This is a genomic window from Kitasatospora sp. NPDC057936 (genome assembly GCF_042887525.1).
Taxonomy (GTDB): domain Bacteria; phylum Actinomycetota; class Actinomycetes; order Streptomycetales; family Streptomycetaceae; genus Kitasatospora.
In genome coordinates, this window is sequence record NZ_JBHVPD010000009.1 from 121,729 (window position 1) to 146,731 (window position 25,003).

The 25,003-nt window shown below is 72.4% G+C and carries 27 protein-coding genes; 11 read left to right on the top strand and 16 right to left on the bottom strand.

Translation table 11 applies throughout. The features are described from left to right. Nucleotides 1-15 precede the first annotated feature (15 nt). Nucleotides 16-1,059 carry a nucleoside hydrolase gene (locus ACFVU9_RS07730; RefSeq protein ID WP_387591014.1) on the bottom strand — a complete coding sequence of 348 codons (1,044 nt, stop codon included), beginning with the start codon at nt 1,057-1,059 and terminating at the stop codon, nt 16-18. Nucleotides 1,060-1,356: 297 nt separating this feature from the next. Here ACFVU9_RS07730 and ACFVU9_RS07735 point away from each other — a divergent pair, with 297 nt between their 5' ends. Further along, the gene (locus ACFVU9_RS07735; protein WP_359959260.1) at nt 1,357-1,479 is read left to right on the top strand and encodes a hypothetical protein; all 123 of its coding nucleotides are present in this window, start codon (nt 1,357-1,359) and stop codon (nt 1,477-1,479) included. 14 nt (nt 1,480-1,493) lie between these two features. After that, nucleotides 1,494-2,555, top strand: a complete 1,062-nt coding sequence (locus ACFVU9_RS07740; protein WP_387591017.1) for a UbiA family prenyltransferase — start codon at nt 1,494-1,496, stop codon at nt 2,553-2,555. 17 nt (nt 2,556-2,572) lie between these two features. Here the strand turns inward: ACFVU9_RS07740 and ACFVU9_RS07745 are convergent, their stop codons facing one another. Both ACFVU9_RS07745 and ACFVU9_RS07750 read right to left on the bottom strand, forming a co-directional pair. After that, nucleotides 2,573-2,872: a hypothetical protein gene (locus ACFVU9_RS07745; RefSeq protein WP_387591020.1), complete on the bottom strand. Its 300-nt coding sequence runs from the start codon at nt 2,870-2,872 to the stop codon at nt 2,573-2,575. Between the two features lie 10 nt (nt 2,873-2,882). Beyond that, nucleotides 2,883-3,971 (bottom strand): glycoside hydrolase domain-containing protein, encoded by a 1,089-nt coding sequence (locus tag ACFVU9_RS07750; RefSeq protein WP_387591023.1) that lies wholly within the window; start codon nt 3,969-3,971, stop codon nt 2,883-2,885. Nucleotides 3,972-4,270: 299 nt separating this feature from the next. Here ACFVU9_RS07750 and ACFVU9_RS07755 point away from each other — a divergent pair, with 299 nt between their 5' ends. Further along, entirely contained in the window at nt 4,271-4,975 is a 705-nt protein-coding gene (locus ACFVU9_RS07755; protein WP_387591026.1) for a rhomboid-like protein, read from the top strand. A gap of 30 nt (nt 4,976-5,005) precedes the next feature. Here ACFVU9_RS07755 and ACFVU9_RS07760 read toward each other — a convergent pair whose 3' ends face one another. The 4 genes from ACFVU9_RS07760 to ACFVU9_RS07775 all read right to left on the bottom strand — a co-directional run bounded on the left by ACFVU9_RS07760 (nt 5,006) and on the right by ACFVU9_RS07775 (nt 8,898). After that, nucleotides 5,006-5,866 (bottom strand): NAD(+)/NADH kinase, encoded by an 861-nt coding sequence (locus ACFVU9_RS07760; protein ID WP_387591029.1) that lies wholly within the window; start codon nt 5,864-5,866, stop codon nt 5,006-5,008. Nucleotides 5,867-6,011: 145 nt separating this feature from the next. Beyond that, nucleotides 6,012-6,458 carry a hypothetical protein gene (locus tag ACFVU9_RS07765; protein WP_387591032.1) on the bottom strand — a complete coding sequence of 149 codons (447 nt, stop codon included), beginning with the start codon at nt 6,456-6,458 and terminating at the stop codon, nt 6,012-6,014. A 449-nt stretch (nt 6,459-6,907) separates the two neighbouring features. Further along, complete coding sequence (locus ACFVU9_RS07770) at nt 6,908-7,729, bottom strand: SDR family NAD(P)-dependent oxidoreductase (protein WP_380446199.1); 822 nt, start codon at nt 7,727-7,729, stop codon at nt 6,908-6,910. A gap of 566 nt (nt 7,730-8,295) precedes the next feature. Next, nucleotides 8,296-8,898 carry a dihydrofolate reductase family protein gene (locus tag ACFVU9_RS07775; RefSeq protein WP_387591035.1) on the bottom strand — a complete coding sequence of 201 codons (603 nt, stop codon included), beginning with the start codon at nt 8,896-8,898 and terminating at the stop codon, nt 8,296-8,298. Nucleotides 8,899-9,088: 190 nt separating this feature from the next. Between ACFVU9_RS07775 and ACFVU9_RS07780 the strand changes: the two genes are divergently transcribed. Continuing rightward, nucleotides 9,089-10,285: a M20 family metallopeptidase gene (locus ACFVU9_RS07780; RefSeq protein ID WP_380446197.1), complete on the top strand. Its 1,197-nt coding sequence runs from the start codon at nt 9,089-9,091 to the stop codon at nt 10,283-10,285. Between the two features lie 78 nt (nt 10,286-10,363). On the opposite strand, the gene ACFVU9_RS07785 is transcribed toward ACFVU9_RS07780, so the two are convergent. Both ACFVU9_RS07785 and ACFVU9_RS07790 read right to left on the bottom strand, forming a co-directional pair. After that, nucleotides 10,364-10,876: a hypothetical protein gene (locus ACFVU9_RS07785; protein ID WP_387591038.1), complete on the bottom strand. Its 513-nt coding sequence runs from the start codon at nt 10,874-10,876 to the stop codon at nt 10,364-10,366. Between the two features lie 123 nt (nt 10,877-10,999). Further along, a complete protein-coding gene (locus ACFVU9_RS07790; RefSeq protein WP_387591041.1) occupies nt 11,000-11,902 on the bottom strand; it encodes a lipase family alpha/beta hydrolase in 903 nt (300 codons plus the stop codon). A gap of 156 nt (nt 11,903-12,058) precedes the next feature. Here ACFVU9_RS07790 and ACFVU9_RS07795 point away from each other — a divergent pair, with 156 nt between their 5' ends. Then, entirely contained in the window at nt 12,059-12,685 is a 627-nt protein-coding gene (locus ACFVU9_RS07795) for a TetR/AcrR family transcriptional regulator (RefSeq protein ID WP_387591044.1), read from the top strand. 135 nt (nt 12,686-12,820) lie between these two features. On the opposite strand, the gene ACFVU9_RS07800 is transcribed toward ACFVU9_RS07795, so the two are convergent. Together ACFVU9_RS07800 and ACFVU9_RS07805 are read right to left on the bottom strand one after the other, a co-directional pair. Continuing rightward, the gene (locus ACFVU9_RS07800) at nt 12,821-13,270 is read right to left on the bottom strand and encodes a DUF6299 family protein (protein WP_380446193.1); all 450 of its coding nucleotides are present in this window, start codon (nt 13,268-13,270) and stop codon (nt 12,821-12,823) included. 199 nt (nt 13,271-13,469) lie between these two features. Then, nucleotides 13,470-14,555, bottom strand: coding sequence for a family 16 glycosylhydrolase (locus tag ACFVU9_RS07805; protein WP_380446192.1), 1,086 nt, complete (start codon nt 14,553-14,555; stop codon nt 13,470-13,472). A gap of 510 nt (nt 14,556-15,065) precedes the next feature. Here ACFVU9_RS07805 and ACFVU9_RS07810 point away from each other — a divergent pair. The 3 genes from ACFVU9_RS07810 (at nt 15,066) to ACFVU9_RS07820 (ending at nt 18,487) form a co-directional block, all read left to right on the top strand. Beyond that, nucleotides 15,066-15,335, top strand: a complete 270-nt coding sequence (locus tag ACFVU9_RS07810; RefSeq protein ID WP_380446191.1) for a hypothetical protein — start codon at nt 15,066-15,068, stop codon at nt 15,333-15,335. Then, complete coding sequence (locus tag ACFVU9_RS07815; protein WP_387591049.1) at nt 15,328-15,945, top strand: DUF6879 family protein; 618 nt, start codon at nt 15,328-15,330, stop codon at nt 15,943-15,945. Before ACFVU9_RS07810 ends, ACFVU9_RS07815 begins: the two co-directional genes overlap by 8 nt. A gap of 277 nt (nt 15,946-16,222) precedes the next feature. Further along, entirely contained in the window at nt 16,223-18,487 is a 2,265-nt protein-coding gene (locus ACFVU9_RS07820; RefSeq protein WP_387591052.1) for an ATP-binding protein, read from the top strand. Here ACFVU9_RS07820 and ACFVU9_RS07825 read toward each other — a convergent pair. Further along, on the bottom strand, nt 18,465-19,310 hold the full coding sequence (locus ACFVU9_RS07825; RefSeq protein WP_387591054.1) for a methionyl-tRNA formyltransferase: 846 nt from the start codon (nt 19,308-19,310) through the stop codon (nt 18,465-18,467). The genes ACFVU9_RS07820 and ACFVU9_RS07825 overlap by 23 nt on opposite strands. Before the next feature lie 140 nt (nt 19,311-19,450). After that, on the bottom strand, nt 19,451-19,756 hold the full coding sequence (locus ACFVU9_RS07830; RefSeq protein ID WP_387591057.1) for a GNAT family N-acetyltransferase: 306 nt from the start codon (nt 19,754-19,756) through the stop codon (nt 19,451-19,453). A gap of 135 nt (nt 19,757-19,891) precedes the next feature. On the opposite strand from ACFVU9_RS07830, the gene ACFVU9_RS07835 reads away from it, so the two are divergent. The 3 genes from ACFVU9_RS07835 to ACFVU9_RS07845 all read left to right on the top strand — a co-directional run bounded on the left by ACFVU9_RS07835 (nt 19,892) and on the right by ACFVU9_RS07845 (nt 21,092). After that, the gene (locus ACFVU9_RS07835) at nt 19,892-20,521 is read left to right on the top strand and encodes a hypothetical protein (RefSeq protein ID WP_387591060.1); all 630 of its coding nucleotides are present in this window, start codon (nt 19,892-19,894) and stop codon (nt 20,519-20,521) included. Nucleotides 20,522-20,591: 70 nt separating this feature from the next. Then, nucleotides 20,592-20,891 carry a DUF2500 family protein gene (locus ACFVU9_RS07840; RefSeq protein ID WP_387591063.1) on the top strand — a complete coding sequence of 100 codons (300 nt, stop codon included), beginning with the start codon at nt 20,592-20,594 and terminating at the stop codon, nt 20,889-20,891. A gap of 66 nt (nt 20,892-20,957) precedes the next feature. After that, nucleotides 20,958-21,092, top strand: coding sequence for a hypothetical protein (locus ACFVU9_RS07845; protein WP_387591065.1), 135 nt, complete (start codon nt 20,958-20,960; stop codon nt 21,090-21,092). On the opposite strand, the gene ACFVU9_RS07850 is transcribed toward ACFVU9_RS07845, so the two are convergent. From ACFVU9_RS07850 to ACFVU9_RS07860, 3 genes are read right to left on the bottom strand one after another with little or no spacing between them, the layout of a single operon-like run. Next, nucleotides 21,077-22,279, bottom strand: coding sequence for a hypothetical protein (locus ACFVU9_RS07850; protein WP_387591068.1), 1,203 nt, complete (start codon nt 22,277-22,279; stop codon nt 21,077-21,079). The two genes, ACFVU9_RS07845 and ACFVU9_RS07850, sit on opposite strands and share 16 nt — an antisense overlap. Further along, on the bottom strand, nt 22,276-24,222 hold the full coding sequence (locus ACFVU9_RS07855) for a hypothetical protein (RefSeq protein ID WP_387591071.1): 1,947 nt from the start codon (nt 24,220-24,222) through the stop codon (nt 22,276-22,278). Before ACFVU9_RS07855 ends, ACFVU9_RS07850 begins: the two co-directional genes overlap by 4 nt. After that, a complete protein-coding gene (locus ACFVU9_RS07860; RefSeq protein ID WP_387591074.1) occupies nt 24,219-25,001 on the bottom strand; it encodes a toll/interleukin-1 receptor domain-containing protein in 783 nt (260 codons plus the stop codon). Before ACFVU9_RS07860 ends, ACFVU9_RS07855 begins: the two co-directional genes overlap by 4 nt. Nucleotides 25,002-25,003: the final 2 nt, after the last annotated feature.

Consider the following 25,003-nt stretch of genomic DNA (forward strand, 5'->3'; position numbering starts at 1 on the left):
GGTGCTCCCGCTCTATCAACCTTGCTCGCTTTCAGCGCGGGTGGAGGGCAGGCGCTCCGTCAGTGTTTTGGTGAGCCAGGTCATGAATGCGTCGTAGTCGGCGTCGAAGCTCCACCGGATCCGGACGCCGTCGTCACTCCTGGTGGTTCGTCCGATCTCGTCCATCGAGATGCCGATGGTGGCCGAATCGACGAATGGGAGCCTGAGGGCGGCTGTCAGAGTGAGGGCGTCGTGCTGCATGCTGCCGGGGTGGAAGCGTGTGAACCACGCGTCCAGGTGGGCGGCGAGGAGCGCGGCCCACTGAGGCGCGTGGGGGGCTGCCAGCCATTCGTACAGCGGGCTTTCCGCCGTGACCTCGATTTTCGGCGTGAAGGTTACCTCTGACGCAATGAACTCCGGCTTCCGTAGGTGTCCTACAGCGACCGCCTTGAGCACGCGGTGGGCGGCTGGAACGTCCAGGCGGACGTTGTGTTCGGCGATCTCCGGGTTGCGGTACCGCAGGGCGCCGCCCATCTGCGTCACCCGGAGCCGGGTAGCCGCCTCGGGTGCCTCGGCGAGGACGTGGGCGAGGTTCGACAGCGGGGCCATGCCGACCCACCGCACCGGGCCGTCCGTTGACGCCAGGACCTCGCGGACGGCGGCGACGACGTCGGTCCGCTGCGCCGGGACGTCCTGCGGCACGAGGTGCTCGATGACGAAGTACGGCGTGTCGGAGAGCTCGGCGCCGGCCACCGTCGCCACGTCGGGGCGGTCCATCAGGTCCAGCAGGTGGCGGGCGAAGCGTGCGCGTCGGCCCTGGGACTCGTCGCCGGTGATGACGAGCCTGAGGTCACTGGTGTACCGCGCAGCGGCGGCGACGGCCAGGGCGTCGTCGGGGTCCCCGCCGATGTCGGTGTCGATGATCAGCGGGGCGTTGCGCAGGTCCTCGGGCAGAGACGACGGGCGAATATCTTTTGCCATCGCCGCGAACACGCTGTCGGGGATGGCTTCACCCAGTGCTGTGATGGCTTCCCTATGCCGACGCAGGTCGTCCCACGTGTCTTCCGAGTTGTCTCCCATTGTCCCTCTTCAGTCGATCGATCAAAGGTCCTCATGACCTTCGCGATTGCATCGTAGTGGGGTCCTCTGACCTGCCCCTGAGTGAGGGAACCCAGTGCCTCCCTGCCGATCGGCGGGGAGGTGACTGAGTATCCGTACTCAGGCGGAACCCGCGTGCGGCGGCGGACGATGGCGGACGGCCTGCCGATCAACGACTGTTGCTGCAAAGGGGAATGACGCATGGGAGCACTCTGGTCGTCGCCCGACGAGCCGCACCGCCGGTTCGCACGGCGCGGATCTGCGCCCGGGAAGCGGCCCATGTCGTGCATCGAGTTCATCGGGTGTGCCCTGGCCGCCGTGCTGGCCCTCGCCGGGCTGGCGGTGCTCGGGGGGATGGTGCTGTTGTTCACCGGTTCGGTCCGACTGGTGCCGAACAAGTGAGGGGCGAACGGGGAGTGCGGCGCCTGGCCGTCCGCGTTCGGGTCCTCGTCGCGCTCGGCCGTCCCGCCGTCGCGCTGCTCTTCGCCCTCTACGCGGCGCTCGGGCTCGCCCAGGCGGGGCACGCGGAGGACCGGCTCCTGTTCGCCGAGTGCGTCGTGCCGGTCGTGGCGTTCCTGCTCTGCTCGGTCTGCGTCAACGACCTCTCCGACGAGGCGATCGACCGGGTCAACCTGCCGGGGCACTGGAGTCGGCCGCTGGTCACGGCCGCGGCGGGGAGCCGGAACCTCGTCGTGACGGCCGCGGTGTCCGCCGTCGTCGCGCTCGGATCGGCTTTCCTCCTCGGGCTCCGGCCGGGGGTGTTGATGGTCGCGGCCCTCGCGCTGAGCGCCGGGTACTCGCTGCGCCCGGTGCGGCTGGCCGACCGGGGTGCCGTCGCGGCGCTGGCCCTGCCGGCCTGCTACGTCGCGCTGCCGTACCTGCTCGGCCTCACCGCCACCGGTGCCGCCGTCGGCCCTCGTGACCTGATGATGCTGGGCGGCCTCTACATCGGGTTCGTGGGCCGGATCCTGCTCAAGGACTTCCGTGACGTCCGGGGCGACGCCCTCTTCGGCAAGCGGACGTTCCTCGTGCGGCACGGGCGCCGCGCCACCTGTCTGTTCAGCGCCTGCTGCTGGGTGATCGGCACGTGCGTCATCCTGGCCGCCACGCCCCGGCCCACGCCGGCGTTCGTGGCCTCGTACGGCGTGTGCCTCGCCGCCGTGCTGCTCATCCTCCGCACGCTGGCGAACGAGGTCGGGCACCGGCGGGAGGAGGCGCTCATCGCGGGCGCGGCGGTGATCGGCCGGGGGCTGCTGGTCCTCCAGCTCGCGCACGTGGCGATGGGGCAGGCCGGGTGGGGAACGGGGGTGCAGGCGTTGGTCGTCGGCGGGGTCCTCCTGGTGACGGTCGGCCAGGTCGTCGGCCTGGTGCGGTACGGGCCGGGAACCGGGCTCACCACCGCCTCGCTCGGGCAGGAGGCGGCCGAGGCGTCGTCGCCCGGTGATCGAGCGCTTGTCGTGAATGCCCCCGCCCGGTAGGGGCGGGGGCGGGGTGGTCACGACGGTTCCGGTGTGCCCGCCTGCGTGGTGGTCGCCGTGGTGGGCGGCGTCGCGTCGGCGGAGTCCGTGGCGGCCGCCGTGGTGGGCGGCGTCATCCTGAGCCAGCCCGGCAGCAGGGCGTCCACGGCGGGCATCGCCATGATCCGCGTGATGGCCGCGGCGACGGCGAGTGCGACGCCGAGGCCGGGGAGGGTGGACGGCAGGTTCGTGGTGTGCACGAGGGCGGGCAGCGCGGCGGCGAGGCCGAGGACGAGCTGGAGGATCGTGCGGATCGTGCGGCGGACGGAGTCGGGCACCGGTTCTCCCTCAGGTGGTCGGGGTGGTGGGGGCGGGCACCGTGGACACCGCGGGCACTGCGGACACGGTCGGGTCGGTCGGGCCGGTCGTGACGTGCATCTCGACGCCGGACGCGAGGGCCTTGGCCACGGCGGCCTCGATGGCGGCGGTGACCGTGGCGGTGTCGATGCCGTCGGCGTGGGAGAGCAGCGTCTGCATGACCGCCGCCTGTGCCGCGATCTGGGCCTTCGCCACGGCGAGTTGGTACTGGATCGGGTTGTTGGCGGCGAGCAGCCACATCGCCGGGACGACCGCGTCGGCGCCGGTCCGCTGCTGCCAGTCGGCGGTCACGTTCGGCAGGCCGTGCTGCCAGACCTGCTGCGGCAGCCCCCGGACGAGGGTGCGGATGCCGTCCGGATTGTCGTCGGCGTAGTGGACGGCGTAGGCGATGGAGTCCCGGACGGGCTGGCTGCTGACCGCGTTGACGGTCTCCTCGCGGATCATCGCGCGGAGCTGGTCCTCGGTGTACGGCACGTCGTCCTCCTGCGGGGAGCGGTCGGGCATCCACTGCCCGTAGTCGGTGGTGGTGGCGGTGTTGCGGTCGCAGTCGACGCCGCCGATGGTGACCGCTCCGCCCTGCCGGAGGTGTGCATCCGGGTCCCATACGCCGCCGGACCACGCGGAGGTCTGCCAGTACCAGGTGACGAGCCCGGAGGCGGCGGCGCCCCGGACCACGTGCAGTCCGCCGTAGACGCCCGTTCGCGCCGCGCCGAGGACGCCGGCGGCGCCCGCGAAGTACGGCCGGACGCTCGGCCAGTCGGTGTCGGTGTCGACGGCGAAGTAGATCGGCCGGTCCGGGGGCATGCCGCAGGCGGCGGCCTGTGCCGCGGCCGTTCGGGCATCGGCGGCTCCGGCGGCCTGCCCGGCGAGGGCCCGGCCTTCGGTGGTCTCCCACACGACGCCGCACCAGATGCCGTGCGCGGCCAGGTCGTCGGCCTCCGCGCGGGTGAGGTTCTTCGACGTGTCGGTGCTGAGGTACCGCATGGCGAAGGCCGCGCCGGAGGCCTGGAGGGCGGCGGCCGTCGGGTGGGTCCAGGGGTAGTCGACTCCCCAGGTCACGAGGTGGCTCCCTTGGGTGTGTGGGGGTGAGAGCGGGAGTGGGGGTGGGGGTGAGGGCGATGGGCTCGGCGGACGGCCGGCCGGCGGGTTGTCCGAGTACGTTCTGCCCCGCCACCAAGAGCGGCAAAGCCCACAACCGCACCGTGTTTGACCAGGACATGGGCACGATCATCCCGGTGAGCCGGATGATCGGGATGGGCCCGGCATGAGCCCGGGATGCCGGCGGGGCCGGACGTCGGTGCGACGTCGCGCGGGCCGTACGCTACGTCGGAGCCCGCCGAGAACCCTGGAGAGCCTCCTTGCCCGCTGCGCGCCGACTCGTCCGCAACCCCGCCGCGTGGTACGCGGCCCTGCTGGCCGTCGGGGTGACGGTCACGCACGCGCTGCCCGTCGACGACGCGGAGCGGCTTCGCGCGTGGGCCTCGACCGATCTGGCCAACCTGCGGCCCTGGCCGGCCGGTCACCCCGTCGAGGCGCTGGTGGCGTCCGCGTTCGTGCCCCAGGGTGACGGGTGGGCGTGGCCGCTGCTCGCGCTGTCGGGGTTCACCGTGGTGGCGGTCCTCGGCCGGTTGCGCGCGGTGCTGGTGCTCGCGCTGGCCCACGCGGGGGCGACGGCCGTGACCGAGGGGATGGTCTGGTGGCGCATCCGGCACGGCGGCCTGCTGCCCGACGCCGCGTTCGAGCTGGACACCGGCCCGTCGTTCGTCGTGGTCGCGGCGATGGTCATCGCGGCGGGGTGCGCCCGCAGGGTCTGGTGGCGGGTGGTGTGGTCGGCCCTGCTGGTGGCGTCGGCGCCCGAACTGCTCGACGGCCTGCCCGACGGGGACGTGGCAGCGGTCGGACACGTGCTGGCCGCGCTCACCGGTCTCGCGGTCGTCGTCGCCCACCATGTCCGCCGCCGCCACCGGACCGCCGAACGGGAACCGGCCCGTTCGCAGGGTCGTTCGCAGGGCCGTGCGCCGAGGCGTTCACAGGGTCGTTCGCAGGGCCGCTCGCAGCGATGAGACATCCGCTCGGCGGAGCCGTGATGAGGCTCAGGCAGGCTCCGCCGAACCGGTGAGGCGGAGCTTGCGCTGGGCGCGCTGGTAGAAGGTGGTGCGGCCGAGCCGGACGACGCGGGCGGCGTCGGGCAGCATGGTCACCTCGACGACGTCACCGGGGGACACGTGGCCGGCCAGCAGGCCGTCCGCCTCGACGGCGAGGCCGCCGCTGTGCGGCAGCACCTCCAGCGCGAGCCGCTCACCGCTGGAGAGGAACACCGAGCGGTTGAACGCGGCGTGCGGGGCCACCGGCGTGATCAGCAGGCCCTCGGCGTTGGGCGAGACGATCGGACCGCCGGCCGAGAAGCTGTAGGCGGTCGACCCGGTCGGGGTGGCGACGACGACGGCGTCGGCGGTGTAGGACACGAACGGCTGGTCCTGCACCCGCACGGCGACGGCCGCGGTCCGGTGCCCCGGGCTGCGCACCAGCACGACGTCGTTGAGCGCCGTGTGCCAGGTGGAGCCGAAGCGGGCGTGCACGCCGGAGCGGGTCTCCACGGTGAAGCGGTGGTCGTCGATCGCGTCGAGCGCGGCCGGGAGGTCCGGCACGTCGACCTCGGCGAGGAACCCCAGGCGCCCGACGTTGACGCCGAGCACGGGGGCGTGGCCGCCGGACACCATCCGCATGGCGCGCAGCATGGTGCCGTCCCCGCCCAGGCTGATCAGCAGGTCGGCGCTCGCGGTCATCTCCTCCGCCTCGACCGGTACGGCCTCGCAGCCGATCCGCGTCACCTCGGCCGCCAGGCCCAGGACCTTGGCGCCGTGCCCCCGGCTCCACCGGAGGACGGCGTCCACGGTCGGCGCGCACGTGCGCTCGGGGTGGAGGACCAGCCCCACCGTGCCGATGAATCCCATCCGGGGCACCTCGCCGTCGTGCGGGCGGATGTTGCTCCTCCCAGTCACGCACAGCCGGGTGCCGCCTTCAAGGGCACGGGCCGGGGACGGCGCCGGCCAGGGGCGGCGACCTCGGGCGCCCGGGGTGAGCCTTGCCGTGCGGCTCCTAGGCCGGTGGGGCCTGGCCCCAGGCCAGGACGACCCCCGTGGCCACCAGCGCGCCGGCGAGCATGGCGGTCAGGCCGGCCCGCGGGCGTTCGAGGGTCCACCACAGGCAGGCCAGCACGAATATGCACAGGATGAAGCCGGCCCCTATCAGGGCCAGGGCGTCGCGTCGGTGGCCGGTGACGCGGGCGCCGACGATCAGCGCGAGGTAGAAGCCGAGGATCACCCCGTTGATCGAGGACTTCACCGGGGAGGACTCGGCGCTCCCGTCCTGCCACCAGTCCCTGAGCCCGGCGAAGCGATCGGACGGCCTGGGCGTTCGCGCCTCGCGTTCGCGCGCGGCGGGCACCGGCACGGCGTCCTGCGGGACCGTCGCTTGCGGGACGGCCTCCCGCGGGACCGCGTCCTGCGGCACGGTGTCCTGCGGCGTGGCGGCTACGTCTGCCATCTGCGTTTCTCCCCCGAGAAGGCCGCGCCGCCCTCGCGGCTGCGGGGCGGGGCGGACCCGGGAAGCGTAGGACGTGCGGTGCACGGTGATCAACACCGGTCCGCTTCGGCGTACGGGACGGCCTTCTCCGCGTCTCCACGCCGCCGTCCGCTCGCCGAGGTCCGAACGGCGGAGCGTGCGGGTGTCGCTGTGACCCGCCTCGTCGGATCCGATGAGGGCCGGGCGCACCTCGGCCCCCGTGGGCTCCGCCCTCCTCTCCAGTGGACGGCGGAGCCCCGGGGGCCGGAGGTCTCATCCGGTGCCGGTGGCACGCGGCACCGGATGGGTCTACGCGGGCTTGCGGCCGTGGTTGGCCTTCTTCTTCCGCCGGGCCTTCTTCTTGCGGGCGCGCTTGGACATCGGGGACCTGCTTCCGTTCTTCGGGTGGGCGGGGTTCGGGCCGGCGGGGTTCAGGCCGCCTGGCCGACCAGCTGGTCGGCGAGCTTGGCGAGCCGCTTCTTCGAACGCTCCTCCTGCGCCGCCTGGGCGGTGGCCGCGACCGAACCGCCTTCGTAGTAGGCGCCGTTGACGACCGGGAAGTCCGGCAGGCACACCCGGACGACGGCCGCCGCGCCCTCGGCCGCCGGGGCGCCGACGCGTCCGTACAGGGGGAGCAGGGCGGTCTCGCACTGGCCAGGGTTGACGCTGACGGCGGTGATGCCGGAGCCGTCCGGGGCCATCTCGGCGGTGTCCATGGTGAGCGCGAGCTGCGACTGCGCGTACGCGGCGACGCGCGAGTACTTCTTGACGCGGTGCGGGTCGGACCAGTTCATCGACGCGGTGCGGTGCAGGGCGGAGGAGACGTTGACGATGCGGGCGCCGTCGGCCGCCGTTAGCGGGGCGCGCAGGAGCTTGGCGAGGAGGTGGCCGGCGAGGAAGTTCACCTGGAGCGAGACCTCGTTGCCGTCGTCGGTGAGAGTGCAGCGCTCGGGGGCCATCACGGCGGCGTTGTTGACCAGCAGGTCCAGTGCCGGGTAGTGCTTGACGACCGTCCCGGCCAGCACCGCCACCTCCGACAGGCGGGTGAAGTCGGCGGCCAGCTCGACGAGTTGGTCCCGCCGGGCGCCGTCGGCGACCAGCCGGGCGACGGCCGCCTCCGCCTCGGCGGTGGTCCGGGCGTGCACCAGGACGGTGGCGCCGAGGCCGGCGAGGAGCCGGGCGGTCTCCCAGCCGATGCCGGAGGACGCGCCGGTGACGAGGGCGGTGCGGGCGGACAGAACAGAGACGGACATGACCCATCCAGGGTGGAGGGCGTCGACGGGGTGCGAAGGAGGCGCGGCGCGTGGCCGCACCTCCCCGGTGCCGTCGGCGCGGAGAGAAGTGATGAGCGGGAAGAGGTGATGCGCGGAGAGATGCTTCGCGCGTCCGAGAGATGTTTCGCGCGTCCGTCCCCCGGCCTCGGAGCCGACGGGCCGGGGGACGGACGGCGGGGATCGGCGCAGGGGCCGTGCCGGACGAAGCGGCGAGAAGCCCGTGCGCACGTGGCCGGCGCCGAGCGGGGTAGCGCTCGGTGTTACCGGACGGTGGTGGCGACCGCGACGGCGACAGCGACGATCCGCGGCCGACTATGCGGCGGGCGGTCGTGGTGGCGTGTCGAGCGGTGCATGCCCATCATCAAAGCCCGGGGGACGGCCCGGGGCAAGCGCCTTCACCCGCCCTGACGAAGCACTGATGCGCTGCTGACGGGTCCTTGACGCCACCACTTCATGCCACCACTTCATGCCACCACGTCACGCCCCCGCGCAGGAAGTCGACAGGGCCGACTTCCTGCGTGCGGGGAGGCGGACGGGACCGGCGGCTACGCCTCTTCGGCGGGGCCGTAGACGACGTGCAGGACGCCCGTCCGGAAGGCCTCGCAGCTCAGCAGCGTGAGCGGGAGCGGCGTGGCGGAGTCGGCGAACAGGCGCTGCCCGTGGCCGACCGCGATCGGGTGGACGAACAGGTGGAGCTCGTCGAGGAGCCGGGCGGCCAGCAGTTGGCGGACGACGGAGACCGAGCCGGACATCGCGACGGCACCGCCGGGCCCGCTCTTCAGCTCGGTGACGGCCTCGACGAGGTCGCCCCGCAGCTGCTCGGAGTTGCGCCAGGTGAACATCAGCGGGGAGTGCGACACCACGAGCTTGCGGGCGTCGCCGAGCGCCTTGGCCATCCGGGACAGCTGGGACACCTCGGCGACCGCCGCCGCGACGTCGCCCGCGTCGACCGGGCCGCTCTCCCGGGAGGGCCACGCCCCGGCGAAGTTCTCGTAGGTGGCGCGGCCGAACAGGAGGGTGTCCGCCGAGCCGAGCCGGGCGTTGACGGCCGCGCCCAGCTCCTCGTTGTAGTACGGGAAGTGCCACTGGTCCGGCGCTTCCACGACGCCGTCGGCGGCGATGAACAGGCCGGCGGTGATCTTCCTCATGAGGTGCTCCCTACGAGCTCGGTGTCGGTCGTCCCGTCAGGTTGGACCGGTCGCGGCGCCGGAACTCATCGGCGCGCGGCGAAGAGCCTGGAGGATCCGGTCTTCCTTCGCCGACGGGTCGTCGGCCGGGCGTGGGGTGGGTATGCTCCCCGCCGCACGACCCGGACTCGGACTCGCTTCGGAGGTACCCGTGGCCCCGCACGACTCCCTGTACGACGACGCGCTCGCGCTGGCCCCGGACCTGGTCCGGCTCCGCCACGACCTGCACCGCCTCCCCGAGGTGGGCCTCGACCTGCCGCGCACCCAGGAGCGCGTGCTGGCGGCGCTCGACGGGCTGCCGCTGGAGATCGGCCTCGGCGGCGCGCTGACTTCGGTCACGGCGGTGCTGCGCGGCGCCCGCCCGGGGCCGACGGTGCTGCTGCGCGGCGACATGGACGCCCTGCCGGTCGCCGAGAAGGCCCCGGTGCCGTTCGCCGCCGGGAACGGTGCCATGCACGCCTGCGGACACGACCTGCACACGGCGATGCTGGCCGGTGCCGCGCACCTGCTGGCCGCGCGGCGCGAGCGCCTCCAGGGCGACGTGGTCTTCATGTTCCAGCCGGGGGAGGAGGGGTGGGACGGCGCGGGGGCCATGCTCGCCGAGGGCGTGCTGGACGCGGCCGGCCGACGCCCTGCCGCCGCCTACGGCGTGCACGTGGTGGCGACGATGCCGCACGGGGAGTTCACCGCCCGGCGCGGCCCGATGATGGCCGCGTCGGCCTCGCTGCACGTCACCGTCCACGGCGCGGGCGGACACGGCTCGGCGCCGCACCGGGCGAAGGACCCCGTTCCGGCGGCCTGCGAGATGGTCACGGCCCTGCAGACCATGGTGACCCGCCGCTTCGACGTGTTCGACCCGGTGGTGATCACCGTCGGGCTCTTCCGGGCCGGCACGCGGCGCAACGTGATCCCCGAGACCGCCCGCTTCGAGGCGACCGTGCGGACGTTCTCCGCCGAGGCGCAGTCCCGGGTCGCGGAGGCGGCCGTCGAGCTGGTCGGGTCCGTCGCCGCCGCCCACGGGCTGCGGGCGGAGGCCGAGTTCCGTCCCGAGTACCCGGTGACGGAGACCGACGCGGCCGAGACGGACTTCCTGGCGGACACCGTCCGGGAGGTGTTCGGCGAGGAGCGCTTCCGGACGATGGCGAACCCGCTGACCGCCTCGGAGGACTTCTCCAGGGTCCTGAACGCCGTCCCCGGCTCGTTCGTGATGCTCGGCGCGGCCCCGAAGGGGAGCGACCCCGGGGACCGGGCCCCCAACCACTCGCCGTACGCGGAGTTCGACGACGAGGTGCTCGCCGACGGCAGCGCGCTCTACGCCGAACTCGCCGTCCGCCGCCTGGCGGTGTGACCGGGGCGGGTCCCGTCGGCGACGGCGGGACCCGTGGGCCACGGCGGGTCCCGTGGGCAACGGGACCCGCCCCGGGAGTCAGGTGCAGTGCACCGAGCCGGCCGCGACGACCCCGGCGCCGGAGAAGTCCCACGTCGGGGTGTCCCCCCAGCACTGGTGACCGCCGGCGTTGAAGTTCATGCTGCCGTGGTAGCGGCGGTCGTTGTGCACGTTCGGGGCCACCTTGATGAACCCGGAGTCCCACCACCAGCTGCCGGCGTTGGGCTGGGGCGAGCCGGCGTTCGACGCGTGGTCCGAGCTGGACTTCACGTCGATCAGGCCGTTGTGCCAGTTGCCGTTGACGAAGTTGGTGTTCCAGATGTTGACCTCGGTGTACGCGACCTTGTTGGTGGGATCGCAGTAGTTCCAGGCCAGGTAGAGGTTGCCGATCGTCCGCCCACCGGCCCGGATGTACTGGCCGCCGCCGAGGACGGCGGCACAGGACGTGGAGCGGGCGTGTGCCGTGCCGGTGCCGACGACGGCGAAGGTGAGGCTGGTGGTGATGACGGCGAGGGCGGTGGATGCCGCGCGCACGCGGGCGCCGATGCGCATGATCCCCCCTGTACGGGAGTCTGTGAGGTGACTGGGTGCCACCTGACGGCTACACGTCATGCTCGCACCGGGCCCGTCCCTGGTCCAGAGCCGTCACGGGCCGACCGCGTGGCCGCGTTGGTCTCAGACGCCGAAGTCGAAGAAGGGGAGGCAGACGAACGGTGCGGTGTGCGCGGGATCGAGCCCGTTCAGGACCAGTTGGGTCACGTTGGGGTCGACGGCCTGGCCGACGTGCCCGGTGAAGTCCAGTCCGCAGACGTCCTGGAGGACGATGTTCGTGGTGTTCGGCCCGTCGAGCAGGCCGCTCGTGTACGGGGTGACGACCTGGTCGTAGCGGGAGACGATGCTGGTGTAGACGGGGCCGGGCACGGCCACCGGCCCGTCGTCGAGCTTCGTCAGGAAGGCGGAGCCGGGCAGGAAGTCCGCGCAGGCGCCGCAGCCGATGCCGTCGAGGATCGCCTGGAGGTGGACGGCGGAGGCGAGGGCGCCCAGGCCGTCGAGGGTGGTGCCCTGGAAGTTCGAGCCGAAGCCGACGAAACGGTCGACCTTCGCGGCGCCGCCGAGGACCTTCATGTAGTAGGCGGGGACGGTGGTGCCCTCGGAGTGGCCGACGATGTCGACCTTCGCGGCACCGGTGGCGGCGCGGACCCGGTCGACGAAGGCGCCCAGCTCCGCCGCGCTGCCGGCCATCGGGGCCAGGCCGCCCGCGAGGGGCCCGAGGACGGTCTGCCCGTACGTCTCGGAGTACGCGCAGTAGCCGTGGGCGACGAGGGCCGGGGCGAGGGTGAGGAAGTTGTCCACCCCGTTGCCGCCCATGCCGTGGACCAGCACGACGGGCTCGGGGTGCGCGGCGCTCGGGCGGCAGGACCAGTCGTTCCAGCCGGAGTCGGGGATGGAGGAGGTGGAGGCGGAGGGAGCGGTGGGGGCGGCCGAGGCGGTGGGGGCGGCCGAGGCGGTGGGGGCGGCGACGGCGACGGTCAGCGCGCAGACGAGCGCGGCGACGGTGCTCCTGAGTCGGTTGCGCATGGGGGAACTCCCTTGGGGGTGGAAGGGGTGCGACCCGATGTGAAAACGATGCGCTTCACATGTGGCCCTACCGGAGAGTAGGAGTAACTCAGGTACACGACAAGGGATCTGACAACGGCTGGTTTCAAAGATCCACGCGGCCGCGATACTTGGTGCATGAGAGCTGGAAGTCGCTACCGGGGCCGGAGCGTCGACGAGCGCCGCGAGGAGCGGGAGCGCCGATTGCTCGACGCCGCACTGGAGTTGATGGGTGGCGAGCCCGGCTACCGGGGGACCACCGTGGCGGCTCTCTGCGGTGCGGCTGGACTGTCGACGCGTCAGTTCTACGAACACTTCCGGACGTTGGAGGAGGTGCTCACGCGTCTCTACGCCTCGGTGAACGACCGGGCGGAGGCGGAGGTGCTGGCGGCGCTGGGCGCACTCGACCCGGCGGCGGCACTGGCCGCCCGGGTCCGGGCCGGCCTCGGCGCCTACGCGCGGGTGACGGCGGGCGACGTCCGCTGGGCGCAGATCGCCTACGTCCAGATCGTCGGCGTCAACCCGACGCTGGAGCGGCTCCGCGCCGACCGCCGCGCGCGCTGGGCCGCACTGCTCGCGGCCGAGGCGGACCAGGCCGCCGGTCGCGGCGAAGTGGCCGGCCGGGATTGGACGTTGACGACCGCGGCCTTCATCGGCGCGGTCAATGCGCTCCTGCACGACTGGGCCGCGGGCTACGTCGCGGCCGAGTTCGACGAGGTCGTGGTCGAGCTGACGGACCTGCTCCTGGCCCGGCTCACCTACTGACCGATGGCCGGCTTCGGGCCCCGGTGGTTTTTTGGGCGGCACGTCGTGGTCCGACGGCTTCCGAAGCGCGCCGCCCTCCCGCGCCGCCCCCGCACGCCGGTGCAGCACCGGCGTGCGGGGGCCTGAGGGCACGGGTCACTCGGCCAGCAGCTCGATCGGGGTCTCGGCGGTGGCCACGGTCTGGGGGAGCGGCATGCCGTTCGGGCCCATCGTGAGCATGGTCGCCTTCACGGTGACCGGGCCGGTGCGCAGGAGCGGGCCGGGGCGGCGGCCGTCGGTCATCGGGCGGCCGGTGTTGGTCCAGGTGCGTTCGGTGCCGTCGCACTGCGCCCTGAACCCGCCGATCGACTCGGGGTGGCCGTCCTGGATGACGTTGCTGCCGATCAGGACGACCTTGCCAGGGTGGTCGGCGCAGCGGTAGCCGCCGGTCAGCGTGACGGTGCCGTCGTCGGCGAGGGTGCCGCCGGTGACGCTCACCGCGTCGGAGGGGGCGGCCGGCGTGGTGGCGGCCGTGGCCGCGGTGCCGGGGGCGGCGAGGCCGATCATCGCGGTGATCACGGCGGCCAGCGTGCTGAGCTTGCGCATGGTGGTGGGTCCTCCGAAGGTGTGGTGCGAGTGCACCGACGTACCTACCGCGTGCCGCAGGCCTGCCGCACGCTGCCACCCGCCACCGGACGCGGCTCCACCCGGATGGCTCTGCGCGGATTCCCGGCATGGCCGAGGTGCGGCGCCCGAGCGCTCGCCCTTCCCGCCTGCGCGCGGTCCCTGCGGAGGGTCCGGTCCGTCAGTGTCCGGGGAAGGCCGCCGGTCGCTGCCAGGCCCGCACGTAGTCGACCAGCAGGTGGCCCCGGCTGCCCGGCACCGGCGGGATCTTGGAGTAGACGAAGTTGTCGAGGAGGACGTTCACCGGGCCGTTCGACGTCCGGCTGCTGTGGAAGACCATCCGGCCGTCGATCCACCAGTCCGTTCCCGACGGTTCGATGTCGACGCCGTAGGTGTGGAAGTCCGCGGCCGGATCGAACCCGGGCCGGTGCACGGTGCCGACGGCGTTCGATCCGGGGACGTTCCGGCCGGGGACGTTCGGGCCGGGGCGGGTGATCCCGGGCCACGGGAAGCCGGGCAGGAGGTCCTGGGGGGCTCCGCCCGGGTTGTGCTGGGTGAGGTGGAGCCGGGAGTGGTCGTCCGAGTAGAACTCGAAGGCGTCGGTCTCACCGTTGGCGGGGATGGAGACCCCGGGCGCCGCCCACGTCCACAGGGCCGACCAGAAGCCCTTGGGGGCCGGGAGTTTGGCGCGGATCTCGGTGTAGCCGTAGCGGAAGGCGTAGGACGGCGACGAGTTGAGCATGCAGCTCGACCAGGCGTAGTGCCTGCCGCCGGCGCTGGTGATGTCATCCGGCTTCGCGGTGATGTCCAGCGTGCCGCCGGAGACGGTGCAGTTCGCCGGCTGGTCGAATTCGAGCTGCTGGTTGTCCGGGTTGCCCGTCCCGAACGGGGCGGCGGACCAGTCCGCCTCCGCCGCGGACTGGAACGACCACTTCGTCCGGTCCACCGACGTGCCGTCGAACTCGTCGGCGAACTTGAGGTCCCACGGCCCGGCGGGCCCTGCGGGCGCGGGCCGTGCGGGGGTGGTCGGCGGCCGGGGCGAGGGGTCGGTGGGCGTCGGCGCCGACGGGAGGGGCGCCGAGGGGAGCGTCGGCACCGAGGGGAGCGTCGGCCAGCCGCCGGGGAAGGGCCACGAACCGGTCCCCGGCGCGGGCCAGGGCCAGGGCCAGGGCTGGACCGCGGCGCTCCGGTGCGGCGCCGCCACGGCCGTCGGGGACACGAGGGCGCACACGGCCGCGCCGGCCATGGCGGCAGCGGCCAACTTCAAGGGTTTCACCGAGGATCCACCGTTCTGCGACAGGTCGCGGCCGTCGACGGGACCGCCCGAGGATGACGGCCGGACGTTGGGGGCCGGGGCGTCGGCCCTGAAGTGGTGAGCGCGCTACCGACGACTCTGGCACCCGCCCCGAGGAGTCGCGCGTCGTACGGGCCCGGGTGGGTGACCCGCCGACAACCGAGGTGTCGGGAGCGGCTGATGAACGGTCATCCGGTTCGTCGAACTCACCGTCACCCGCGCCCCGCGCCTCGCCCCACCTCGCCTCGGCTCGCCCCACCTTGCCCGGCGGCCGGCCTGAGCGATCCGCTGGGGCCGGCGCAGATGAAACGTTCACTCAACGGCGGCGCAGCGGGCGCGACGCGCGTTTGTGGATTTCCGAATTCCGTTAAGCTCATGAGAACAGGAGTCGCGGACCGACTCTTCCGACAAACTCCCTTGACCGTCGCCCGTGGCTGCGCTAAATTTTGTCACCCCGATTCTTCTCGTACTGACGGGGAATGCATGGCTGTCACCTGGGAACCAGACCCCGCGGCATCCTTCGCCCGCCGCCTGGGCAAGTCCTCGCACGAGCTCGGTCAGACCTCCGGCAATGCCAGCTGCCCGGACATCTGGGAGCTGGACAACGGGGACGTCGCAGTCATCGGACGTGACCTCACCGCCTCCTACCAGGACAGACTTCCCGAAGGCGTGAGCATCGACCCTGGTGAGCAGCTCGTCGTCATCCCGCGTGCGACGATCGTCGCGGCGAAGGCGGACATCCCGGATGCATGAACTCCTGGCCGGGGCCGACTGGGAGCGCATGGAGCTCCGGGACTATTACGCGGAATTCGAGGAAATCTTCTGGCGGATCAACGCCCTGGGATTCTGGAAACTGGAGCGCCGACAAACCTTCAAGGAGCCCGGGTACGACAGCTGGGAGGCCTTCGCCGCCGGTGACTGGGAGAATTCCACGGGAATTCTGGAAGCCGGCCGGTCCGACATGGAGGGCTACCACCGGAGGATCGCCGAACGCGGATTCTCGGCGTGCCGGGTGCGGATCGTGGAGGAGCCGATCAGCGCCTACCTCCAGTGGGAGCTCCACGCCCTCCGCGTCCGTGACCAGAGCGGCGGGCCGATCCGCGTCGTGGGCCCGGAGCGGGTGGCGCGCTTCGAGACGGGCGGCCTCCTCCCGGAGATCTACACGCTCGGCTCCGAAGTCATGTACGAGGCGGTCTACGACGAGGACGGCGTCCTCGAATCCGTCCGGAGGTTCGCCGACCACGACCTGATCCTGCGCTGTCGGCGCTTCATCGCCGACCTCTACGCGGACGGCGAGCCGCTTGAGGCCTTCTTCGCCCGGGAGGTGGCCGTCCTCTCGCCGCCCACCGGGCAGCGGTGCTGACCGCTCGATGAGCGGATCCGACCGGAGCGGCCGCGCGCCGGACGGGCCGTCGCCGAGCAGCCCTGCGCCAAGCGAGCCTGCGCCGAACGAGCCTTCGGCGAAAGGCGATTGGCAGTCGAACCGGATCGCCGGATCCGCGGCCGCGAGGGACGTCGTCCAGGCGCACGACGTCCACGGCGGAATCCACTTCCACCAGCCGGCGGAGCAGCGCTCGTTCAGTGTGAGGCCCAACCAACTCCCTTATGCGGGCGGCCGTTTCATCAACCGGAGCGGCGAGTTGGGAAGCCTGGACCGGATGGCCGACGGCGGGGGCGAGGTCTTCGTGCCGTCGGCCGTCGTGGTGGTCACCGGCACGGCCGGGGTCGGCAAGACCTCCCTCGCCCTGCACTGGGCGCACCGGGTCCGTGACCGCTTCCCGGCCGGAGCCCTGTACGTCAACCTCCGGGGCCACGACGCGAACGCGCCGGTCTCCCCGGGCCAGGTCCTGGACCGTTTCCTCCGGGACCTGGGGCTCCCCGCCGCGGCCGTCCCGGTCGGCCTGGAGGACCGGGCCTCGCTGTACCGCTCGATGACCGCCGACCGCCGGCTCCTCGTCCTGCTCGACAACGCCGCGACGGCCGCGCAGGTCCGGCCGCTGCTGCCCGGCGCGGCGGGCTCGCTGACCCTGGTCACCAGCCGGAACAGTCTGCCCGGCCTGGTGGCCCGGGAGGGTGCGGACCGGCTCGACCTGGCGCGTTTCCCGGACGCCGAGGCCGTCCTGCTGCTCCGCGCGGTGACGGCCGCGTCCCGGACGGCCGACGGGCCGGACGAACTGGCCGAACTGGCCCGGCTCTGCGCGGGCCTGCCGCTCGCGCTGCGGATCGCCGCCGAACGCGCGGCGGGCCGGCCGCTGATGCTCCTGTGCGAGCTGATCGCCGAACTCAAGGACCGGTCCGCGCTGTGGGAGGTCCTGACGGCGGAGACCGAAGAGGAGACGGACGCGATGCACCACGTGTTCGCCTGGTCCTACCGGGCCCTGCCCGAGGCCGCCGCCCGGCAGTTCCGGCTGCTCGGCCTGCACCCGGGGGACGAGTTCGGCCTGCCGGCCGCCGCCGCGCTGGCCGGGAGCACGCTCGCCGAGGCGCGCCGCCGGCTCGACGTCCTGACCGGTGCCCACCTGGTCGAGGAGTGCGCCCCGGGCCGTTACCGGCTCCACGACCTCCTGCGGGCGTACGCGGTCACGCAGGTCCAGGAGACGGAGTCGGCGGAAGCCCGCCGTGACGTCCGGCGGCGCGTCCTGTCCTGGTACCTGCACACCGCGGACAACGCGCAGTCGGCGCTGGCGCGGTTCGACCGCTACGCGCTGGACCTGCCGGTTCCGGCGGACGTCGTCCCGCTGGCCTTCGACGACCACCCGTCGGCGCTCCGCTGGTACCGCGCCGAGGTCGGCAACCTGGTCGCCGCGGTGCGGGCCGCCGCGGAGACCGGCTGCCACGACCTCGCCTGGCGCCTGGCGGTCGTCCTGCGGGCCGTGTTCATGCACCAGAACGCCTTCGAGGACTGGGTGACGACGGCCGGGATCGGCATCGGCTCGGCCGCCCGGGACGGGAGCCGCGCGGGTGAGGCCGAGGCGTACGAGAACCTGGGGAAGGCGTACTTCCAGTCGCGTCGGCTCGACGAGGCCGAGGAGTGCCACCGCGCCGCCCTGGAGATCCGCCGCCGCACCGGTGACCGGTTCGGCGAGGCGGTGTCGGTCAACGCCCTCGGCCTGCTCGGTCTGCGCCGGCGGCGGCTGGACGAGGCCCGGTCGTGCTTCGAGGCCGGCGCGGCGATCTTCGCCGACCTGGGTGAACGGCGCTGGGCCGCGCTGCTGCTGTCGAACCTCGCCGAGACCCGCTGCGAACTCGGCGACTTCCGCCCGGCGGCCGAGGCGCTGGAGCGGGCGCTCGCGGTGTTCCGCGAGCTCGGCGACCGGAGCGGTGAGGGCAACGCGCTGCACTTCCTCGGCTGGGCCCGGCGCGGGCTGGGGTCGCTCGCGGGGGCCCGTGCCGCGGCCGAGGCCGCGTTGGCGATCGCCGCCCAGGAGGGCAACGACCTGTGGGAGGCGCACTGGCTCGTCGGGCTCGCCCACGTGGAACGCGCGGCGGGGCGGCCCGAGGAGGCCCTGCGGGCATGCGAGCGGGCGGTCGACGTCCAGCGGCGGCTGGGCGACCGCAGCCGGGAGGCGACGGCGCTCGACGGGGCCGGGGAGGCCTGCCGCGACCTCGGGCGGACGGACGACGCCATTCGTCTCCACGAGGCCGCCGCGCGGATCCACCGGGAGTGCGCGGACCAGTGGCAGCTGTCGGGTGCGCTGGACAACCTCGCGCGCGCCCTCGGCGGGGCAGGCCGCGAGGAGGAGGCCCGCCGCCACCGGACCGAGGCGCTGGCCCTCCTCGCGGGCTTCGACGATCCGCGGGCGGCCGAGCGGCGGGAGCGGATCGGCCGGGAAGGGACCGGCGGGGACGACATCGGCCGGCAAGGGACCGGCGGGGAAGGGATCAGCCGGGGGCCGACTCCGTGATCCAGAGCGGGCCGTCGGCGCAGTCGAGGCGGATGCCGTCGGCCGGGGTCAGTGCGGTCCGGAGCACCCGGAGGGCGCGCCCGTCGATGTCGACCGTCGGGCCGAGGCCCGCCCCCATGAAACGGAAGGTGCGGACCTGATTGTGGATCTCGCGTGCGGTGCGGGTGCGATCGACGACGGAGAACTCCGCTTCCATCAGCCCTGCGCGGCTCGCGCGGGAGTGGTCCTGCGGAATTCCGGGAACTCCGTTCGAAATGCGGCCGATCGATTCGGTGAGCAGTCGCCGAATGACCGGCTGGAGCCGTGGCCAGAGGATGTCCGGCGTGACGTCGTCGGGGATCGGGATTCCGTCCTGCTGGGCGAGCACCGGGCCGGTGTCGAAGTCCTCGTCCATGTGGTGGACCGTCACGCCGAGGTGGCGGTCCCCGTTGCGGATCGCCCACAGCACGGGCGCGGGCCCCCGGTAGGCGGGCAGCAGCGAGCAGTGGACGTTGATGACGCCGAGGCGGGGCGTGGCCAGGACCGACGGCGGCAGCTTCCAGTTGAAGCCGTAGACGACGAGGAGGTCCAGGGCGTAACCGGCGAGGGCGCGCGCCAATCCCTCGGGGCTGCCCGGCACGAGGAGGTCGACGCCGGCGGGGATCGCACCGAGGAGGGAACCGACCGCTGCGGCCGCGTGGTCGTCCGTGGGCCTTCCGGGCCGCATCGAGCGCGAATACACGTGAACCAGTGGATCGTGCCCCTCCTGTCGGCACACGGAATGGATGGCCTGGAACTCGCGGACCCCGAAGGACGCAATGCCGATGCGCAGATGATCTTCCACGGCTCGGGACCCTAGCAGTTCCCCAACTGTCGAAGCGTCAATTCCACTGTTCCGTCGGATGAATGACGGCCGACCGGGCGAGAATGAAAAGTCGGTCCGCCGCGCTCCTCCACTCCCGGGGCGACGTGGCGCGGCGCGGCTCAGAGGCCGAAGCGGGCGCGGTGGGAGGCCGGGACGAGGTCGGTGTACTCGGGGTGCTTGGTGATCCAGCCGCGGATGAACGGGCAGTACGGCAGGACGGAGAGCGCTTGCTCGCGGGCCGTGTCCAGTGCGGCGCGCGCCAGCCCGCCGGCCAGGCCGCGGCCCTCGAAGCGGGGGTCGATCTCGGTGTGGATGAAGGCGATCTCGTCGCCGGAGCGGTGGTACTCGGCGAAGCCCGCGAGTTCGCCGTCCTCGTGGATCTCGAAACGGGACTTCCCGGGGTTGTCGGTGACGAGGTGTGCCATGGGTTCCTCCTGCGGGGCGTTGCGGGGCCGGCGGGTGCCGGCGGGGACCACCCTAGCCGGAAACTAGTTGAAATCTCAACAGTGTCGACCGTCTGTGGCAGTGTGGAAGCATCGGATTCCGAGGACAGGGGGCGGATGACGATGGAGACGTGGCGCGGATTCACCAACGGCGTGCTGTACGCCGCGCAGTTCGGTGCGCTCGACCGGGCCGCGGCGGAGCGGGTCGCCGGCATGATCGTCCGTGGCCGGCAGCTCGGTGACGAGGAAGTCGCCGTCCGGTACGAGCAGTTGGGGGACGCGCTGGCGGGCGGGAGCCCGATCACCGGAGCGATCCCGCAGCCGCACGGCGAGCAGGACGTCCGGGAGTTCCTGGCCCTGCTGCGGGACGCGCTGGACCGCATGCGCCCCTGGCCGCAGCGGCCGTTCCGCACGCTCGACACCGACGAATGGTGGCCGTCCTTCCGTGTGGCGCGCCCGCTGCTGCGCCTCCACCTCGACGAACCGGCCGGGCAGGCGCGTCTGGGCATCGCGCAGACGGTCACGGAAGGGGGCGCCGAACTCGACGTCCTCGTCTTGCGGCTGGCCTCCGGCGAGCGGGTGGCGGTGGCGTGGACGGCGGAGTGCGGTGTCGTCCTGGACCTGGAGGAGGCGCCGCGGGAGCACGTCGCGGCCGCCTTCCTGGCCGCGACCGGCCTGACTCCGGACGAGGTCTCCCCGCTGGGCCCCGATGCGTCGTGGGACGGCACGGCCCTGCGGCGGGCTTAAAAGCCCTGTCCGGTGCACCATCACGGCGCTACGCTCGCAGGGCGAGGGCCTGGGGGGCCGAGGGATCGGGGTGCCTGTGTTGGTGTTCATGCTCCTGGTCGGGTGTGTGATCCTCCTGATGCTGGTGGCGGGTGTTTCGACCTCCGGCTCCGTCTCCCGGGCGACGGTACGGGCCTTCCGGGGGGAGGTGATCCGTCGCCGCTCCGACCGGCACACGCTGACCACCGGGATGCGCACCGACTACTGGCTGGACGTCCGCACCGACGAGGGCGAGGAGATCTCCGTCGCCGTGTCCGGCCGGATCTACGGCCGGTTCAAGGCCGGGGACCGCATCGTCAAGCGCGCGGGTGAACGCTGGCCGACCACCTGAGGGGGCGCGCTCATGGAGGGCGAGGAGTAGGACCAGTCCAGGAGGCGCGAGGCGGAGGAAAGGCGGATGGACCGCATCTGGCGCGGGTTCAAGGTCCTCGCCTGGCTGATGGTCGTCACCGCCGTCCTCGCGAACGCCTGGCTCCTCTGGCTCTGGACCCACGGCGGCCTGAACGGCACGGGGCCCTACTTCGGATCGTGAGCTTCCTCCGTCCCCGGTGAAGTCCCGTTTCCTGCATGGCCGTTGACGACGTCATGGAGCTTCGTCCAGCGCGAACCAAGCCGGTCGTCCTGTTCCGCGGCGGGCTGCTGCCGGGCGTCGGCCGTCGGGCCGGGGTCTGCTCCGTCGTCACCCAGCAGGCTCTCCCGGATCAGTCGGGCGGCCTCGGGTCGGCCGGCTGCATGGGTGGCGTCGGCCACGCGGCGGGCGTAGACGTGACGCACCGGGGTGTCCTCGGCAAGGTCGACGTCCGCAAGCAGTTCGTTCAGAGGGCCGACCACCCGCGGCCCCATCGGCGGTGCGCCTGGGCCGGGTGGCCTGGGGCCGCCCGCTCCGGCGCTGCCCTTGCCGTCGTCGTCCAGGCGAGGCGGGGTGGGCGACACGTCGTCCAGAAACGGGACCGTTCGTGGGACCAAGTGTTCGTAGAGCTCGTCCACGGGCTCGTCATTGGCCGCCGCCGAGAGCTGCGCGAGCGGGCCGATCATGTCGACGGCCTCCCCTATCTGCTCGTCGTGCCGCGCCAGCCACCACATCACGGCACTGCCGGGCGACTTGAAGACGTCCTTACCGAGGTACACGCGCTTGCTCTGCTCGTACCGCCGCTCGTGCTCCCAGACCTCCTCGGTCTTTCGCACCTCGGACAGCTTCCCCAGCCTGGCCCGGTCGTCCTCGGAGAGGCTGAGTTCCACCCGACTGCCCATCGCCTCCACCAGGCCCGAGACGTCCGGGCTCTGAGTGCCGAGCACACCGTTCAGCCGGTGCAGCACCAGGTCGAGCCGCTCGGGCACCTCGCGTTCGGTCACCGCCCGGGCACGGGCCAGCACTGTCTCGACCGCTAGCCCCGCCGGGTCCGCGTGCACCAGCCCGGTCGTGTTCCGGATCGGGCGCCACCACACCGTCGCCGAGAAATGGAAGTCATAGTCCGGCACCCGGCTCGGCAACGCCACCCCGTTCACGTGGGTCTCCTCCCACGGTGGCTCGTCCGGACCCGGCTTCGGCCCCGGTGCCGGAGGCTGGGCCAGCGCCAGCAGCACTGCCAGCACCACGGCCACGGCTGCCGGCGCCGCCCATAGCCAGACCGGCCACCGTGCGGACAATCCGAGCGCCGCGGTCACCAGACCGGCCGCAAGGGCCAGCCCGACGAGCGGAGCCTTTCCCGTGCCCTTCACATCCCTCTCCCTCCGCGGACTCCCGCCGCAGTCAGGTCCAGTGGTTCGATGCCCTGCGCGAGGTCGATGTCCCGGCGGAAGCGTGCCGCGACGTCGGCCCGGCCGAGCGGCAGCGAGTCGTCGTCGGGTTCGGCGGACCAGTCGTACGTCAGCATGTAGTAGCGGCTGAGTACGTCGATCCGGCCGTCGGCGGCGTCGATCAGGATCCGCATCAGCCGCCCGCCGCCGCCGGGCTTGCGCCGGGCGGCCGAGAGCCACGTCCTGACCTTGGGGGACCACACGTCCGGCGGCGCGAGATCGAGGACTCCGCGCCACCCGCGGACCAGGAGGTCGTACCGCGCCTTGGAGGGCAGTGGGTCGACCAGCCCCAGGAAGATCCCGACGTCCGCGCGGTAGGGCGAGGACCGCTCCATCCCGTCGCAGGACCGGATGAGTAGTTCCTCGTGCAACCATTCCTGTCTGCAGAGGAGTTCGAACAGAGCAGCCCGGGCGTCGTGCGGGGCTCCCTCCCGTCGCGCGAGCTGGTGCAGTCGCACGAGTGCCTGGTTGGGATGGTGCGGAGCCATCACGTCGACGCAGATCCGTGCCAGGCCCCGGACCAGAAGAGGACGGGAACGCGTGTCCACCGACCAGTCGTAGATCTTCTTGCGGAACGCGGCACCCGACCGCTCGTCCTCGAGTCCCTGTTCCAGGACCGCCATTGCCGAGGGCAGGGAACCGGTTCCCTTCGCCCAGGCCTCGACGAGCTCGGTCAGCAGTTGGATGTCGCGGGAGGCCAGGGCCTGTTCGGTGAACCGGGAGACGAGCTTCCGGCGTTCGGTTTCCTCCAGGTACGGAGTCCTTCTGACCGCGCTCGAGACCCAGGACCCGATCGGCTCGCGCAAGTCCGGGTAGTAGAACCAGAAGTGGGAGCGTACGGCCGCTCCGTACGCCAGCGAACCGAAGCCTACCCGCCCTTTCGTCACCTGCACCTGTAGCTCCGGGAGCCGTGCCGTGAGGTCGGCCCGATCGAGCCGGGGGCGTTCGTCCTCGGGATGCCTGAGCGTCCTCAACAGTCGGTCGGAGAGCCGGAAGACCGCGTCTGCCGGTGCCCCGTCCAGCATCGCTGCCGTGAAAAGCAGTGCCCGTTGACGTCCTTCTGTCAGGCTGGCGATGTGCCGCTCCGCTTCTTCGCGCCGCATCCGAAGAGCGGCGATGGCCTGGACGGCCCAGGAGCCGGGTTCTCCTCCCTGCGACCGTGCCTCGACCATCAACTCGGACAGACGATTCAGTTCCCGCATGGGAGAGGACGCCAGCACCTCACCGAGGGAGGAGGATTGGAGTTCCAGGGACGGCATCTCGATGTGCTCGAAGTGCAGATGCCGGGCCAGGACGGCGCTGCCGTCGGGACGTCCGATCGGCACCAGCAACTGACGGAGGTCGGACTGGACGCGGTGCTCGTGATCCCGGGCCGCGGCCACCGCGAGTCGGCCGCCGCACCGTTCGATCATGGCCCAGTACGATCTCACCAGGTTATGCGCGTCGCCGAGTTCCTGCTCCGACATGCCCGACAGGTCGATCAGGACGCGCTCGCCCGCCGACAGCGCTGCCGGCTCGTCTCGTCGGTCGTCCAAGGCGACCTCGCGGAACGGATCGTCCTTGCCGCCCGCGCGGTGCAGCAGTACGACTGCTGCGGTCCGCCGCCCGTTACCGGGGTTTCCGGAGACCAGAACAGCGGTGCCGGCCCCTTCGAGGCGTTTGGCCGCCTCGCCGTATCCCGGGGGAGGGATGAAGCGCCGACTGAGCCACAGGCGCCGTTCGACCGCCATCCGGAGTGGGTCGCCGCCCTCGCGGATCAGCCGGTCAGCGACGAAGTAGTAGTTGTAGTTGTTCTGCGTGCCGCTGCCCGTGTGTGTCTGCCCCTGGGCGTTGTGGATCCGCGTCGTGTCGCCGTGGTCGGTCACCTGTGGCGGTCCTCACGGTCGCGGCGGTCGGTGAAGTCGTTGTTGACGGTGCCGCGTTCGACGTAGTTGCTGCCGTCGCCGTGGAACTCGACGCCGCCGTGGCGGATGGTGTTGTTCTGGGTGCCGCTGCCGGTGTGGACTGGTCCGCTCGCATTGTTGATGAACGTGCCCACGCCGTTTCCCACGGCGCCGATGCCTCCGCTCTGTTCGTGCCGGTAGTCCCGGGCCTGCATCACGCTGCCGTTGACCCGGCCGACCTCGTTGTGGGTGTCGACGCCGCCCGCGGCTGCAGTGATCTGCCCTTCGGCCTCGGCGAGTTGGGGGACTGCCTCGGCGAGGTCGTCGCCGAGGCGGCGGAGTCCGGAGTCGGCGTCGCGGTTGTCGAAGCGCCGGTACTGGCAGTCGGCGAGTTCGGCGATCTCGGGCGGGAGGGTGTGGCGGTTGAGGCGGGTCGTCCTGCCGACGAGGACTGGGACGACCAGGGCTCCGCTCTCGAAGGCCTCGGCGATCTCCTTCCGGGTCCAGTCCTCCGGGTCGTCGAGGGCGCGGCGGCCGTCCGCCGTGCGGGCGTCGGCCCAGCGCGGGCCGATGACGGCGATGAGCACGGTGCTGCGGCGGACAGCGGTCAGGAGTTCCTGGGGGAAGCGTCCGCCGATCCTGATGGACTTGCTGGCGCGGAAGACGCGTTCGTCGCCGAAGCGGCGCGAGAGCTCGCGCTCGATCAGGGTGGCGGTGGTGTCCTCGTCGCTGGTGCGGTAGTTGACGAAGATTTCGGGCATGA

Coding starts and splice junctions, on each gene's coding strand:
- ACFVU9_RS07730 (WP_387591014.1), bottom strand. CDS start 1,059: ATGGGAGACAACTCGGAAGACACGTGGGACGACCTGCGTCGGCATAGG.
- ACFVU9_RS07735 (WP_359959260.1), top strand. CDS start 1,357: ATGTCGTGCATCGAGTTCATCGGGTGTGCCCTGGCCGCCGTGCTGGCC.
- ACFVU9_RS07760 (WP_387591029.1), bottom strand. CDS start 5,866: ATGGGATTCATCGGCACGGTGGGGCTGGTCCTCCACCCCGAGCGCACG.
- ACFVU9_RS07765 (WP_387591032.1), bottom strand. CDS start 6,458: ATGGCAGACGTAGCCGCCACGCCGCAGGACACCGTGCCGCAGGACGCG.
- ACFVU9_RS07770 (WP_380446199.1), bottom strand. CDS start 7,729: ATGTCCGTCTCTGTTCTGTCCGCCCGCACCGCCCTCGTCACCGGCGCG.
- ACFVU9_RS07775 (WP_387591035.1), bottom strand. CDS start 8,898: ATGAGGAAGATCACCGCCGGCCTGTTCATCGCCGCCGACGGCGTCGTG.
- ACFVU9_RS07785 (WP_387591038.1), bottom strand. CDS start 10,876: ATGCGCATCGGCGCCCGCGTGCGCGCGGCATCCACCGCCCTCGCCGTC.
- ACFVU9_RS07790 (WP_387591041.1), bottom strand. CDS start 11,902: ATGCGCAACCGACTCAGGAGCACCGTCGCCGCGCTCGTCTGCGCGCTG.
- ACFVU9_RS07795 (WP_387591044.1), top strand. CDS start 12,059: ATGAGAGCTGGAAGTCGCTACCGGGGCCGGAGCGTCGACGAGCGCCGC.
- ACFVU9_RS07800 (WP_380446193.1), bottom strand. CDS start 13,270: ATGCGCAAGCTCAGCACGCTGGCCGCCGTGATCACCGCGATGATCGGC.
- ACFVU9_RS07810 (WP_380446191.1), top strand. CDS start 15,066: ATGGCTGTCACCTGGGAACCAGACCCCGCGGCATCCTTCGCCCGCCGC.
- ACFVU9_RS07815 (WP_387591049.1), top strand. CDS start 15,328: ATGCATGAACTCCTGGCCGGGGCCGACTGGGAGCGCATGGAGCTCCGG.
- ACFVU9_RS07830 (WP_387591057.1), bottom strand. CDS start 19,756: ATGGCACACCTCGTCACCGACAACCCCGGGAAGTCCCGTTTCGAGATC.
- ACFVU9_RS07835 (WP_387591060.1), top strand. CDS start 19,892: ATGACGATGGAGACGTGGCGCGGATTCACCAACGGCGTGCTGTACGCC.
- ACFVU9_RS07845 (WP_387591065.1), top strand. CDS start 20,958: ATGGACCGCATCTGGCGCGGGTTCAAGGTCCTCGCCTGGCTGATGGTC.
- ACFVU9_RS07860 (WP_387591074.1), bottom strand. CDS start 25,001: ATGCCCGAAATCTTCGTCAACTACCGCACCAGCGACGAGGACACCACC.